The 14,780-nt window shown below is 47.9% G+C and carries 9 protein-coding genes; 6 read left to right on the top strand and 3 right to left on the bottom strand.

The features are described 5' to 3' along the window. The first annotated feature begins 33 nt into the window (after positions 1-33). The gene (locus tag MHI37_RS20240) at positions 34-4,530 is read left to right on the top strand and encodes a sugar-binding domain-containing protein (RefSeq protein WP_179090246.1); all 4,497 of its coding nucleotides are present in this window, start codon (positions 34-36) and stop codon (positions 4,528-4,530) included. Between the two features lie 990 nt (positions 4,531-5,520). Here MHI37_RS20240 and MHI37_RS20235 read toward each other — a convergent pair. Next, positions 5,521-6,192, bottom strand: coding sequence for a cupin domain-containing protein (locus MHI37_RS20235; RefSeq protein WP_083676347.1), 672 nt, complete (start codon positions 6,190-6,192; stop codon positions 5,521-5,523). A 149-nt stretch (positions 6,193-6,341) separates the two neighbouring features. Then, positions 6,342-7,640, bottom strand: a complete 1,299-nt coding sequence (locus MHI37_RS20230) for an alpha-glucosidase/alpha-galactosidase (RefSeq protein ID WP_076337734.1) — start codon at positions 7,638-7,640, stop codon at positions 6,342-6,344. A gap of 206 nt (positions 7,641-7,846) precedes the next feature. On the opposite strand from MHI37_RS20230, the gene MHI37_RS20225 reads away from it, so the two are divergent. Further along, positions 7,847-8,653, top strand: coding sequence for an AraC family transcriptional regulator (locus MHI37_RS20225; protein ID WP_256710578.1), 807 nt, complete (start codon positions 7,847-7,849; stop codon positions 8,651-8,653). Between the two features lie 116 nt (positions 8,654-8,769). Here the strand turns inward: MHI37_RS20225 and MHI37_RS20220 are convergent, their stop codons facing one another. Continuing rightward, complete coding sequence (locus tag MHI37_RS20220) at positions 8,770-9,780, bottom strand: LacI family DNA-binding transcriptional regulator (RefSeq protein WP_076337733.1); 1,011 nt, start codon at positions 9,778-9,780, stop codon at positions 8,770-8,772. Between the two features lie 127 nt (positions 9,781-9,907). Between MHI37_RS20220 and MHI37_RS20215 the strand changes: the two genes are divergently transcribed. Genes MHI37_RS20215 through fucU form a run of 4 tightly spaced genes read left to right on the top strand, consistent with a single transcriptional unit; the run spans position 9,908 to position 14,389 of the window. After that, positions 9,908-11,698 carry an L-fucose isomerase gene (locus tag MHI37_RS20215; protein WP_076337732.1) on the top strand — a complete coding sequence of 597 codons (1,791 nt, stop codon included), beginning with the start codon at positions 9,908-9,910 and terminating at the stop codon, positions 11,696-11,698. Positions 11,699-11,713: 15 nt separating this feature from the next. Further along, complete coding sequence (locus MHI37_RS20210) at positions 11,714-12,373, top strand: class II aldolase/adducin family protein (RefSeq protein ID WP_076337731.1); 660 nt, start codon at positions 11,714-11,716, stop codon at positions 12,371-12,373. A 52-nt stretch (positions 12,374-12,425) separates the two neighbouring features. After that, positions 12,426-13,925, top strand: coding sequence for a rhamnulokinase family protein (locus MHI37_RS20205; protein WP_076337730.1), 1,500 nt, complete (start codon positions 12,426-12,428; stop codon positions 13,923-13,925). A gap of 29 nt (positions 13,926-13,954) precedes the next feature. Then, complete coding sequence (gene fucU / locus MHI37_RS20200; RefSeq protein ID WP_076337729.1) at positions 13,955-14,389, top strand: L-fucose mutarotase; 435 nt, start codon at positions 13,955-13,957, stop codon at positions 14,387-14,389. Positions 14,390-14,780 lie beyond the last annotated feature (391 nt).

Genomic DNA, 14,780 nt, shown 5'->3' with positions numbered 1-14,780 from the left:
CTTTATTACTATGATTTATTGGAGGTTCAATTTATGTTAACAAGAAAAAAATCAATAAGTATGCTGCTTGCAATTACTATGGTTTTTAGTATTGTCTCATCCGCTTTTTCATTTGTACCGCGCGCTGCAGCGGCAGAAGCAGAGACAGCTCCTCAATATCATGGACTGAAGTCGGAATATTACACAGTAGGAGGGGGGCCTAACTTTACGTTTGAAACCTTTAAGGGAGTAGGTTTTGATCCGCATTTGGACATTTCAAATCTTGAACCAGCGATAAAAATGTTCACAGGACAAGAAAATCGTGTTGGTATACGGTGGACGGGATTTATCCAGCCTGAATTTTCGGAGGACTATACCTTTTATATTACAGCAGATAATGGTTTCCGGCTTTGGATTGACGAGAAGCTAACCATCGATCATTGGGTTGCCGATTGGGACAAAGAACAAACCTCGATGCCAGTAAAGCTAGTCGCAGGACAGAAATACAGCATGAAGCTTGAGTTTTTTGAGGACAATGGCGGCTCTAATATGCATATGTACTGGGCGAGCCCCAGCGTAACGAAGGAAGCCGTCCCTTCAAAAGCGTTTTATTTGCCTGACGGCTTTGTACCTGGCGGAATGGTACAGGAGGATGGTATCCACGCTGAGCTGCTGTTTGAAAATTCATTAAAGCCTGTATCCGCAGAGCTGATCAATCATCTAAAGCTGAATATAGAGTCAGGCAGCTTGCCTATCGCCTCTGTCGCTTTGAAGGAAGGCAATGACAAGATCGTTGTCGTTACGCTGCAGCAAGCGCTGTATTCGAAGGATGCAGGAAATGTCAAAGTTATTTATGACGGGCAAGGCGGTCTGGAAACGCTGGTAGGCGTTGTCGTAGCAGGCTTCGATAAGCCGCTCGTGAATGGCTCGAAATATCAGATCATGTCGCCATGGGCAGAGGATGTGGATGTCCAAAATGTGCTGCCGGAATATCCAAGACCTCAATTAGCGCGGGAGGCTTGGAGCAATCTGAATGGCGAGTGGGAGTTTCAAGCGGCTAGGAAGGGCGAGGCAGTACCTTTCGGCCAAACGCTGAAAGAAAAAATTGTCGTTCCCTTTGCGGCAGAAGCGAAGCTCTCGGGCATTAATCGCGTGGAGGATCTGATGTGGTATAAACGTTCCTTCACCATTCCTGACAATTGGAGCGGGCAGCGTGTCAAAATTAATTTTGGCGCAGTTGATTATTTGGCAACGGTCTATGTGAATGGTCAAGAGGTAGGCAATCACAAGGGCGGTTATACTTCCTTTAGCTTTGACATAACCGATTATCTTGTCCCAGGCGACAATGAGCTTATCGTTCATGTGCTTGATGAGACGGATATGGGTGCAGACCAAGCGGTTGGCAAGCAAACGGTTAAAAAGCTAGGCGGCATTTGGTATACTTCAGCGTCGGGCATCTGGCAGACCGTATGGCTAGAGCCTGTTGCCGCAGCGCACATCGACAAGCTGGATATGGTGACCGATATTCATGACGGTGTCCTGAAGTTGAACGTTGCCGGCAGCGGCATTCAAGGTCAAACGGTTGAAGCAGTTGTTTTTTCCAATGGACAAATAATTGGCTCTGCTGCTGGCGCAGTGGGCGCGGAGATTAATGTCCCTGTACCGAACGCGAGGCTATGGTCTCCCGATGATCCCTATCTTTATGATTTAAAGGTTTATTTGAAGGCTGGAGCGCAAACCGTTGATGAGGTCTCAAGCTATTTTGGCATGAGAGAAATTAAACTAGGCAAAGTCGATGGTATTACTCGGCCGTTATTAAATGGTGAATTCGTGTTCCAAATGGGACCGCTTGATCAAGGGTACTGGCCGGATGGTATTTACACAGCGCCTACAGATGAAGCTTTGAGGTTCGATATCGAAGCGGTAAAGCGTGTCGGAATGAACACAATCCGCAAGCACATTAAGATCGAGCCTGCCCGTTGGTATTATTGGGCTGATAAGCTTGGCGTACTTGTATGGCAGGATATGCCGAGTCTTGAGGATAGACAAGATAAAAAAGGATCAGACATTACACAGCCTACGAAGACACAGTGGTTTGCCGAATACAAGGAAATGGTAGATCAGCTTCGAAGCGTTACCTCTATTGTCGTATGGACAGTGTTTAACGAGGGTTGGGGTCAATTTGACCAAGGCGGACAGCAAACGAGGGATGCTACAGCCTATGTGAAAGGACTTGATTCGACTCGTCTGGTCAACAGCACAAGCGGCTGGTGGGATGCCGGCGCAGGAGATTTACTGGATATGCATCGTTACCCGGGTCCAGGCTCACCGGAACCAAGCGACACAAGGGCAGCGGTTCTAGGTGAATATGGGGGTCTTGGCTTGCATGTGCCCGGACATGAATGGAGCCCGCTCGTATTCTCTTATCAATTAATGAACAGCAAGGAGCAGCTGACATCCACCTATATTGCTTATATTAATACAATTAAGCAATTGAAGGAGACAGGACTCAGCGCAGCTATTTATACGCAAATTACAGATGTAGAGTACGAGATTAATGGCTTGCTGTCATATGACCGTAAGGTTGAAAAGATGGATTTTGATCTCATTACAAAGGCGCATCATGAGCTTATCGGTACGGTTACGGCAGCGGATTTGCTAGCTGAAATTGCCAAAGCTGAAGCGTCCCTTCAGCATGCAAAGGCTGGAAATGGGGCTGGCGAGTATAAGCAAGCAGTCCAAGATGCATATCGCAGCGCTGTGCAATCTGCTCGTGATGCAGCTGAAAAACCGAATGTTAGGCCAGATGAATTACAGACAGCGATGAAGTCACTTCAGAATGCGCGTGAGCAATGGTTTATATCTGTGAATGATCCGATCCCAGCAAGCTCAACGGTTGATCCGTTTGCAGCTGCGGTACTGGATAAAGCATGGACCGTATTCAAGGCCGATAACAGCAAGTGGTCACTGACGGGTAAACCAGGATTTTTGAGCCTAGAAACGTCGGCGGGCGATACTTTCCAAGGACAAAATAACTTATCGAATATATTTTTGAAGGATGCGCCATCGGGCGACTTCGTCATCACAGCCAAAGTAGAAGCTCCCGTAAGCAGAAATTTCCAGCAGGCCGGACTTTTTATTTGGCAAAATGAAGATAATTACGTCAAGCTTGGCCATGTTTGGGATACGGAGGGTGCGAGCGGAAAAAGCTTGGAAACGGCCTATGAGAAAAATGCGAAGTATGTAAAAGCGACCAATATGGCCAGCCACCCAGGCTACGACACTTCTTATTTGCAAATGAAGAAGGTCGGCAATGTGGTTTCAACCTTTTATTGGGACGGTATCGCTTGGAAGCCAGCAGCAGATCCAATGACTGTAGATCTAAGCAATTTGAAGGTGGGCTTCTATGGCCTATCTTCGACGGATAAGGTTGCGATTCATGCGAATTTTGATTATTTCTCGGTTGGACCAGTAGAAACCGTTGACAAGGCGACTCTTCAATCTACGGTTGCCGCGGCCGAGCTTGAGCATGATAAAGCAGTAGTGGGTACGGAGCCGGGGCAATATTCACAAGCGTCAAAGATTGCTTTTGCAGCAGCTATTGCCGCGGCTAATGGCGTATTGGTTGACATGAATGTTAATCAATCAGCTGTTGAGGCGGCGGTAACAGCATTGAATGAAGCGTCGGCAGTATTTGCAGCTTCCGTTATACCTGCAGCTTCCGATGAGCCTACGGCTGTAATTACGGGTGCTGCACAGGTGAAAGCAGGGGAAGCCTTTGATTTAAACGTTGCATTATCCAAAATTACAGCTGAAAAATTCCAAACGCTGTATGCACAAATTTTGACGATCAGCTTTGACCCTAATCTGCTCGAATTATCGGGCGCGTCTTCCTTGAAGGAAGGATTCGGCATTGTTGAGCAGAAGCTCATAGAGCCAGGCAAGGTTCGGATTATTGCAGCAGGTCAAGGCAGCGGCATAGCTGCTAATACAGAATGGCTGAAGCTTAGCTTCTTGACGAAAGCAGCAGCAGCTTCATCTCTCGCAGAAATATCGATTGGCAATATAGAGGTGGCAAATCACCTGGGCAATGAGCTTATGGTGACTGGTGCTGCTCATACAGTACAGATCGGTGCTTATGTGGATTTGACGGCATTAAAAGCTGCAATTGCAGCAGCAGAGGCCACCTATAATGGAGCGACAGCAGGTACACAGCCTGGCCAATATCCAGCAGCAGCCAAAGCAGCGCTTGGTCAAGCGATCTCTAAAGCTCAGACAGCAGCGGCTAATCCAGATACCTCTGAAGAACAAGTGAAAACGGCAATTACGGAGCTTAACGACGCCGTTAGCGTATTTAAGGCTTCGGTAATATCAGGCGATATTAATAACGACCAGAAGGTAACGATCGGAGATTTGGCTATTGTGGCTTCTGTCTATGGCAAGAAAAGCACGGATGCTGATTGGTCGCAGTACAAGAAATCAGATCTGAACGGCGATGGTATTGTAGATATCGTGGATATTGCTATGCTGGCGAGATGGATTTTGGGATAAAGATAGAGGAGCCTACCTTTGAATCGAAAACGGGTGATCGACAGCCACTGGCTGCTGATCACCCTTTTTACTTGAAATATAGGAAAGTAGCTCATTTCGCCATACTATCTCTATATTTCTCGAAATGAAACGCGCTGGCATCGCCAAAGGACGGCGATAGCCGTTTCCTTGTATACCATTGCAACACTACTAATATTATCACCTATTGAACTACATACCTGTGAACTCGATAGATGCTTCCCGATCATCATATTAATTTTCTTAGTTACAACTAACACTGCTCCAATGCTATCCTGCACTATAGCAGGATAGCAGCTGGTTTTTCGAGCTCCCGCGTATCTATGTTGCACGTCCGCACTATAAAGGGCTTCATAGGTGTGTCTTAAGTCGAAATCAGTCAATTCTAATGCATAAGTGCAGGATAGGCAGCTCAGAGAGGCCAAAAAGCGCGAAGTTACTGCTAATGTGCAGGATAGCCTGCGTGCGGAGGAAGCGGACGTTCGTGTTCGGAGTAAATGTATGACTAACCTAGATCTAACCCTCCAACCCGTTCTCCAAGGGGCTCTTCAACTAACCAACTACTGCGCTATCCTGCACTATAGCAGGATAGCAGCTGGTTTTTCGAGCTCCCGCATATCTATGTTGCACGCTAGCACTGTAGAGGGCTTCACAGGTGTATCTTAAGTCGAAATCAGTCAATTCTAATGCATAAGTGCAGGATAGGCTGCTCAGGAAGGCCAAAAAGCGCGAAGTTACTGCAAATGTGCAGGATAGCCTGCGTGCGGAGGTGAATCTACTGTGTTCGGTGGATAGTCTGTTACTGCAAATGTGCAGGATAGACAAGCACATTTGCGATAGGACGGAGGCTCGTGCGCTAAACGAAGCTGCGAATAACTCGTAGTTTGACTGTTTCAGCGTTGTCTTGCCTGTTCGTGTTGGTTCTATATAGTAGAGCTAGCTCTAGTTGATGGTGGTGGAGTTACCTCATAATTAATACTGCTGGCGGTGATGATGTCCGTACATAGGGTAATGCTGTCCTCCGTATGGCTGTGCCTGATTAACCGTCGCCTGCTGCATAAGAGCTTGATTAGGTTTTTGATTAGCGGCCATTTGACCATGAATAGGATTGTAACTGCAATTGGCTGGCGGGCCCAAAATTACCGTATTCGTTAACGGAGCCAGTGCGGTTTTTAATTGTGCTTCATCCAGGCAGTACGTATAAGCTAACACATTAGCAGGGGTTAATCGCAAAATATCTGAGCCGAAGATGACATCAGGTGTAGGAGCATCGAAGATCGCAAGGAGGTGAGTATCGTCAGTTAGAGCAATCTCATAGTGCCACCAGCCGTGAGGCACATTCACGACCTGTCCGGGTTCGATATAGAAATTCAGATACTTATTAAGAAACGGATTGAGTAGGGCGATTTCTGCTGAACCAGCGATACAATAAATGAGCTCGGTGGCATTTTGATGATAATGGGGTTCAATCACATTTCCTTTGGTCAGATAGATATCAAGCAAAGACAAATTAGGGAGCGTGTTTAATTGCTTTACAGATAATAAATTGATGTAATTGTAAGGATCTTTTTTGAAAAAAGTATTGTTGCTCAAATCATAAGTAAATTGCGTCCCTGGAGACGTGTAGTCTGTGTAGGAAGTCATACGGATATCCTGCCCTCTTTCAGAAGCGATTTATAGTCTTACGAGGTTAGGATATGTGTTAGCCTATGTTGAGGTGAGTGATATTCAAAATAAAACGCGGCCATTCAAGCATCTAATGATGCATAGAACGGCCGCGCTTTCGTTTTTCGTTATTTGTAAGCAGGGAGCCAGCTGCCATGGGCTTCAATCAGCTCATCGCAAAGGGAGACGATATCATCCATAGAAAGCTCAGCGGAAGTATGCGGATCAAGCATTGCTGCGTGATAAATATGATCGCGCTTGCCGGTAATGGCAGCTTCGATCGTAAGCAGCTGTGTATTGATGTTAGTACGGTTTAAGGCAGCGAGCTGCGGCGGCAGGTCACCTACAAAGGTAGGTGTAACGCCATTTCCATCAATTAGACAAGGCACCTCAACACAGGCCTCCTTAGGGAGGTTTGTGATCAGCCCCGTATTCATCACATTTCCGCCGATTTTGAACGGATTGTTCGTTTCGATAGCTTCAAGAATATAGGACGCATATTCATGGCTGCGGCAATGCTCAAGGCTCGTATCGTTGACGAGTGAATCGCGCATCGACTTCCAGCCTTCAATTTGGTTCACGCAGCGGCGCGGATATTCATCCAGTGGAATATTGAAGCGCTCGATAAGCTCAGGGTAGTTTCGTTTAATGAAGTAGGGATGATATTCTGCGTTATGCTCAGATGATTCGGTAATATAGTAGCCAAATTTGAGCATGAGCTCGTAACGCACCATATCATGATGCTGCTCCTTCTGCTTCTCCGCTGCGCGGCGTTTAATTTCAGGATAAAGATCGACGCCGTCCTTGCTAGCTTCAAGCAGCCAAGCCATATGGTTGATGCCTGCAATTTTATATTTTACGCCGGTAGGGTCCAGATCCAAATGCTCGAATAGATGCGGAACACAAACCTGGACACTATGGCATAGGCCGACGGTTTGGACGCCTCCATAGGTGTTCATAACGTTGGTTAGAACTGCCATCGGGTTCGTATAGTTGAGGAACAGCGCATCCGGACAAACCTCATTAATATCACGTGCAAAATCAAGCATAACAGGAATGGTACGTAGATTTCGGAAAAGACCGCCGATGCCGACCGTATCAGCTATCGTTTGACGGAGTCCGTATTTTTTCGGAATTTCGAAGTCAGTAATAGTGCACGGATCATATCCGCCTACTTGGATGGCATTGATCACATACTTGGCACCGCGAAGAGCCTCTTTTCGGTCGGTATAAGCTTTAATTTGACAGGTGCTTTCGCTAGTTTGTTTAATATTGAGCAGCATTTGCTCGGAATCATGAAGACGCTGGGCATCAATATCAAATAAAGCGATTTCAAAGCCTTGCAGAGCTGGTGTTTGCATGACGTCGCCGAGAATGTTTTTGGCAAATACGGTGCTTCCTGCACCGATAAAAGTAATTTTAGGCATGAATGTACGGCCTCCCAAAAAATATTTGCTGACTCTTATAGTATAAGGATGCAAACAAAAAAAGAATATGGAAGGAACGAAGCATTATATGGATAAATGTTGCATCATTTTGTATGATGAATGGAGCTAAATTGTCGGAGGTGTATCGCCTGGAAACACATCATAGTCATTCCCTGAGTATTAATGCAGCCCCCTTGAAGGGCGAAATGTCGGTATTGTTCAGCGGCAAGGGGCAGCCGGTGGAGGGTCATTTTATCGGACCGGCGGTTCATGATTACTATTTAATCCATATTGTGCTTGACGGAGAGGGCGTATTTGAAACGCTTGGAAAGTCATACTCCTGTGGGGCTGGCGACGCATTTGTTGTTTTTCCGGATATTCTAGTGAAGTATGAAGCTAGTATGACCAAGCCTTGGAAGTATATGTGGGTAGGATTCTCAGGAGAGCTGGTAGAGTCTTCGCTTAGCTCTGTCGGCATTACGCCGGATTTTGCAGTCATTCGCGATTGCTCGTTGTCTGTCATGCAGAGAATGTTTAGAAGCATCCGCAAAAGCATGGAGAAATCGAATGTCCCCTCGCTCGGAAATATGGAGGCCTCAGGCTGGCTAAGACTTTTGCTGCATGAGCTCGGACGTTTGCAGCTATTGGAGAACACCGAGATACATAGGCCAGTGGCACGCTCCTATCGGCAAATCGATCAGGCCATTCGTCTGCTGTCCTTACAGTACGGGCAGCAGCTGTCGATCGAGGGGATTGCTCAGTCGCTGGGCTATCATCGCGCTCATTTAACGAGGCTGTTCAAGGAGGCGACAGGGATGCCGCCGATGCAGTATTTATTAAAGGTACGGATGAAGAAGGCCGAGGAGCTGCTGGAGAGCGAGCTTACCGTTGCCCAGATTGCAGCCTCTGTAGGCTTCAACGATCCTCTTTTCTTCACAAAGCAATTCCACAAATGGAGCGGCCAATCTCCAACAGATTTCCGCAGAGCGCTAAGAGGAAGGGTGTCTCCATAATCAGCCAAATGTGATACCAAACTAAGCGCAGATCTGCGCTTAGTTCCGAATGCGGAGACTGCATGCACACAATAGGTGTAGTTAGGAAATGAACGTCCGCGTTAGTAACGAACGAGCTATAGGCTTCTCACAGATCTTCGTATGATCAAATCCGCTGGCAAAACAATTTTCTTCCACGGCAATATTGTTTCCTTTTCTTGAATGCGCTCAACGAGCATTTGCATCCCCATATAACCGAATTGATACGCTTGCTGTGCAGCTACCGTTAAGAAGGGCTCCACCTCCGAGTAGGGTCCGAGATCATCAAAGCAAACGATCGACATTTGCTCAGGCACGCTTATTCCGCGGCTGCGAAGGAGGCGCAATATTTCGACGGCGAGCACGTTGTTGCCCGCAACAATTGCGGTTGGAGGCGGGTTTAGCTGATCCAGCCACTGTCCCATTTCAGTCAAATCGTTAATCGGACCGAAGCTGCTCTCAAAAACGTATTGCTCGTCATACACAAGGTCGCTGAGCTTTAATCCGTCTTGAAATCCTTGCAGCCGCAGGCGTGCGCTTGAGATGGATGGTGAGCCGTTCACCATGGCAATGCTTCTATGACCGTGCACGGCAAGATGCTCGACAAGACGTCTTGCGCCGTCCTTGCTATCGCCTAGCACGATGTCGCAAGCAATGCCCGGCACTTCACGGTCGAGCAGCACGAATGGGACGTTATGCTTGCGCAGCGATTCGAGATGGGGAAGCGACGGGTCGCCGGCAGGCGCAACGAGCACGCCGTCCACGCGAGTCGTCAAAATCGTTGTGACATAATCGGCTTCCTTCTCCAAGCTTTCATCGCTATTGCCAAACAGCAGTCTGTAGCCGGAACGTTTGGCGGCATCCTCGGCTCCGCGTGCAAGTGTTGTATAGAACGGGTTCATAATATCGGTGATGAGCAGGAAAAGCAGCTTGGTCTGCTGGAGTACGAGGCTTCGAGCCGTTTGATTCGGCACATATCCTAGCTCCTCCATAACGCGCTGTACCTTTGCTCTTGTTTTATCGCTTATTTTGCCAGTGTTATTGATAACTCTGGAGACGGTCATTGCGGAGACGCCGGCCTTGGCCGCAACATCGTATATCGTAATCATTTCATAGTCCCCTTATTGATAAATCATAGTTTCTATCATACAAAAAAGTAGTCATTGACAGCAACCTTTTTTATTGTTATTTTGATGTTATCGGTAACATTATTATAACTTAATGGAGGTTTTATTCATGACGGATACAAATTTGCGTTTCCAAAGCAGCTTTCCAAAGATCGGAATTCGTCCTACGATTGACGGCAGAAGAAAAGGCGTTCGCGAGTCGTTAGAGGAACAGACGATGAACATGGCTATCGCAACCGCAAAGCTATTGTCGGAAAATTTACGTTATCCAAATGGCGAGCCTGTCGAGTGTGTAATCGCAGATACTTGTATTGGTGGTGTGTCTGAAGCAGCAGCTTGTGCAGATAAATTTGTCAAAGCCGGAGTAGGGGTATCGATAACCGTAACACCGTGCTGGTGCTACGGAACCGAGACGATGGATATGGACCCTTCCGTTCCTAAGGCGGTATGGGGATTTAACGGAACAGAGCGTCCTGGTGCTGTGTATTTGGCCGCAGTTTTGTCCGGTTATGCGCAAAAGGGGCTTCCTGCATTTGGTATTTATGGCGAGCATGTTCAGGATTCCGGCGATACCTCGATTCCATTTGATGTGAAAGATAAGCTGATTGGATTTGCGAGAGCGGGTCTTGCAGTTGCTTATATGCGCGGCAAATCATATTTGTCGATGGGCTCGGTTTCTATGGGGATTGCGGGATCGATCGTAAACGATGCCTTTTTCCAGGAGTATCTCGGCATGCGTACGGAATATATTGATATGAGCGAGTTTGTACGCCGTATGGAAGAAGGAATTTATGATGGCGCAGAGTTCGAGAAAGCGCTTACGTGGGTGAAGGAGAACTGCATCGAAGGTCCGGATAACAATGCTGCACATCTCCAGACCTCAAGAGAGCAGAAGGATGCGGACTGGGAAACGGTTGTGAAAATGACTCAAATCGCCAGGGATCTCATGGTTGGCAACCCAAGGCTTGCTGAGCTTGGCTTTGGTGAAGAAGCGGGAGGCCACAACGCTATCGTAGCCGGATTCCAAGGCCAGCGGCAATGGACGGATCATTTTCCAAATGGCGATTTCATGGAAACGGTGCTGAACTCCTCCTACGATTGGAACGGCAAACGTGCTCCGTATATCGTGGCAACGGAAAATGACAGCTTGAACGGCGTGATCATGCTGTTTGGTTACTTGCTAACGAATACAGCACAAATTTTCGCAGATGTACGCACATACTGGAGCGCTGAATCGGTGGAGCGTGTTACCGGACATAAGCTGACGGGCGCAGCTGAGAAGGGCATCCTTCATCTCATTAACTCAGGTTCTGCAACGATGGACGGTACGGGCGAGCAGTCGAAGGACGGTCAGCCTGCGATGAAGCCTTTCTGGGAAATTACAGACGAAGAAGCACAGAAATGTCTGGATGCCACATCTTGGCGTCCGGCTTCCGTAGAATATTTCCGCGGCGGCGGCTATTCCTCTGATTACTTGACGCGCGGCGGTATGCCGATGACGATGTCTCGGATTAACCTTGTGAAAGGAATCGGTCCAGTGCTTCAAATTGCCGAAGGCTATTCCGTTGATTTGCCGCAGGACGTGCATGACACGCTGGACAACCGCACAGACCCAACTTGGCCGACCACTTGGTTTGCTCCAACACTGACAGGCGAGGGCGCTTTCCACTCCGTTTATGAGGTTATGGACAATTGGGGGGCGAATCACGGCTCGATCAGCTATGGGCATATCGGAGCTGATTTGATTACGCTCGCATCGATGCTTCGTATTCCGGTTAATATGCACAATGTTCCTGAAGAGCAAATTTTCCGTCCAAGAGCATGGGGCTTGTTCGGCACAGCGAATGCGGAAAGCGCGGATTACCGGGCTTGTCAAAATTTTGGACCCATCTATAAATAAATTGGAGGCATCACAATGAGCAGTGCAGACATTCGTAATGAGCTATGCAAATATGCGCGCAAAACAGTAGCAAATAAGCTGGTTGTAGGACCAGGCGGTAATATAAGCGCTAAATTCGAGGGTAAAATGTACCTTTCGCCAAGCGGCTTCGCGCTTGATGAGGTGGAACCGCATCAATGGGTCGAGGTAGACATCGATTCTGGAGAAATTACCGATATTGGTCTTCGTCCATCGTCTGAGGTGCTGATGCATCTTTATGCATACCGCGCGAATCCAGATATTGGGGCGATCGTTCACACGCATCCGCCTTATTGTATCGCTTTTACATTAGTGGAGCAGGAGCTTCCCATCATGTTCCCGGACCAAGCGGCACTCGTGGGTAAAACGGTTTACGTTCCGTATGTTCTTCCAACGACAGATAAGCTTGCTGATGCTTATGTAGCAAAGGTGAATGAAGCGAGCTCAGTGCTGCTTGGCAACCACGGCTTAGTAACATCCGGGCGCAATTTGCGTGAAGCCTATTACCGGACCGAGGTCGTAGAGGAAAGCACGAAAATATATTTGATCGCCAAAGCCATTCGCGAGCCTAAGGTGCTGACAAAGGAAGAGTTTGAAGAAATCGCATCGCTTGAAAGCGAAGCGTACCGCATTGAATTGCTGCAAAAGATGAAGTAATTGGCTGTCGCCGCAAGGCATACGTCAGTCATCAAGCAAGGAGGATCTAAGCATGACGAAGCTTGCGACTGTGCTCGCATTTGATCTAGGCGCCAGCAGCGGCAGAGCGTTAATCGGCGAGCTGCTGCCTGATGAGGCAAGCGGACGGAAACAGCTGAAGGTAACCGAAATTCATCGTTTTCCAAATGAACCGATAGCAGTGCGAGGTCATTTGCACTGGGACATTTTAAGGTTGCTGCAGGAGCTAAAGACTGCTATTCGCAAAGCCTTTCAAGAAGGCTTTGCTCCTCAGGCTTTTGGTATTGATACCTGGGGCGTAGACTTTGGATTGCTCGATGCGAGTGGAGAGCTGCTCGGCAATCCTTATCATTATCGCGATTCCCAAACAGAAGGGATCGTAGAAGAGCTTAGCGAGCTGATCGGCAAAGATCGCTTGTATGAGCAGGGCGGCTTGCAGTTCATGCCCTTTAATACGATCAATCAGCTGTATGCGATGAAAAAGGCGAATTCGCCTAAGCTCGATGTGGCTAGCACGCTGCTGCTTACACCTGATCTGCTGGCGTATTTCCTGACAGGCGAGAAGGTATGCGAATTTACAATGGCTACGACGACGCAGCTGTACCACCCAAAGGAGCAGCAGTGGAATACAGCGCTAATGGATCAGCTCGGCATTCCGAGCCAGCTGTTTATGGAGCCGATTCATCCGGGTACGATCTTCGGCACCTTATCGCCCGACATTTGTGCGGAACTGGATGCTTCGCCAATGGCTGCGGTTGCAGTCGGTACGCATGATACAGAGTCTGCAGTTGCCGCTGTTCCTGCGAAGGGGGATCTGCCATTTGCTTATCTCGTATGTGGGACGTGGTCGCTGCTCGGTACCGAGCTTGAGCACCCGATTGTTACACCAGAGGCTCAGGCGCTGGATTTTTCTAACGAGGGCGGGGTCGGTGGAACCTATCAGCTGCTCAAAAACATAATGGGGCTGTGGATTTTGCAGGAGTGCAAGCGGGAGTGGGATGAGCAGGGCAGCAAGCTTTCGTTTGCGGAAATCGTTGTTCAAGCACAAAGCGCAGAGCCGTTCCGCAGCTTCATTCATCCTGATGATCCTTCCTTTTATGCGCCATCCGGCATGATAGGCCGTATTAAAGCCTACTGTCGCCAAACGTCACAGCCAGTTCCAGAGTCGGTTGGGGAAATCGCCCGCTGTATATTGGAGAGTCTAGCACTTCGATATCGTCATGCGCTTACTCAAATGGAGGAATTGACGGAGCAGTCGTTCAGCGGACTGCATATGGTTGGCGGCGGCATTCAGAACAAGCTGCTTTGCCAGCTAACGGCGAATGCGATTGGTCGCTTTGTTTGGACAGGTCCGGTAGAAGCGAGCGCGATCGGCAACATGCTCATGCAGCTCGTCGCGCTGGGAGAGTGCGCTAATTTGCAGGAGTCGCGCGAGCTTGTTGCCGCCTCGTTTCCGATCGAGGAATATGCACCGGAACACTCTGAAGCATGGAATATAGCGTATAAAGCGTTTGAGAGCCTAACTATGGAATAAAGCTAGATTTAGGAAAGGAAGAGTCTAGTATGCTAATCGGCATTTCAAAATTGATTTCCCCAGAGCTGCTTAAGGTGCTTAGTGAGATGGGGCATAGCGATGAAATCGTTCTTGCAGATGGCAACTTTCCAGCTGCCAGCCATGCGCAGCGCCTCATTCGCGCGGATGGACATGATGTGCCTGAACTGCTGGATGCTATTTTAAAATTATTTCCACTTGATCAATATGTTGAGAAGCCAGCTGCACTCATGCAGGTCGTTCCTGGCGACGATGTGCAAACGCCGATATGGGAGCAGTATCGTTCCATTATCGAGCAGCGTACCGGTCTGATCAAGCCTTTCGAAGAAGTAGAACGATTTGCCTTTTACGAGCGAGCGAAACAAGCATATGCCGTCATCGCAACAGGAGAAAGTGCGCTTTACGCCAATCTTATTCTGAAGAAGGGCGTTATTAACGACAGCTAGTTAAGGCTGCGTCTACACTGCAATTAGTACAATGGAAACCTCCCATGAGAGCTGTTTCAGACGGCTACATTGCAATTATGCAGTAGAATTAGCTCCTAACCAACGAATATCGCCCTAGAATAGGCATTCTATTGCACAAACTACAGTGTACGTGCCTTAGTTAGGCTAGAAACGTCGATTACGTTGTACAAACTGCAACGTAGCCTCTTCCTATAGCGCTGAACCCATCGAGCTAGCACGTCCAATCTAAGAACCGGAGAAAGAAAGCTAAAGTATTCCAACTAGATAAGTTGAAAAATAATCAGTATTAGAAGCATAAAGGCTGTCTATCGGTTTAATACCGCGGGCAGTCTTTTTCTAAATATAGGAAAGTATAAGTTTCATATTTATA

It is taken from the genome of Paenibacillus sp. FSL H8-0548 (assembly GCF_038630985.1).
GTDB lineage: Bacteria > Bacillota > Bacilli > Paenibacillales > Paenibacillaceae > Pristimantibacillus.
This window is presented reverse-complemented; position numbering and strand designations above follow the sequence as displayed.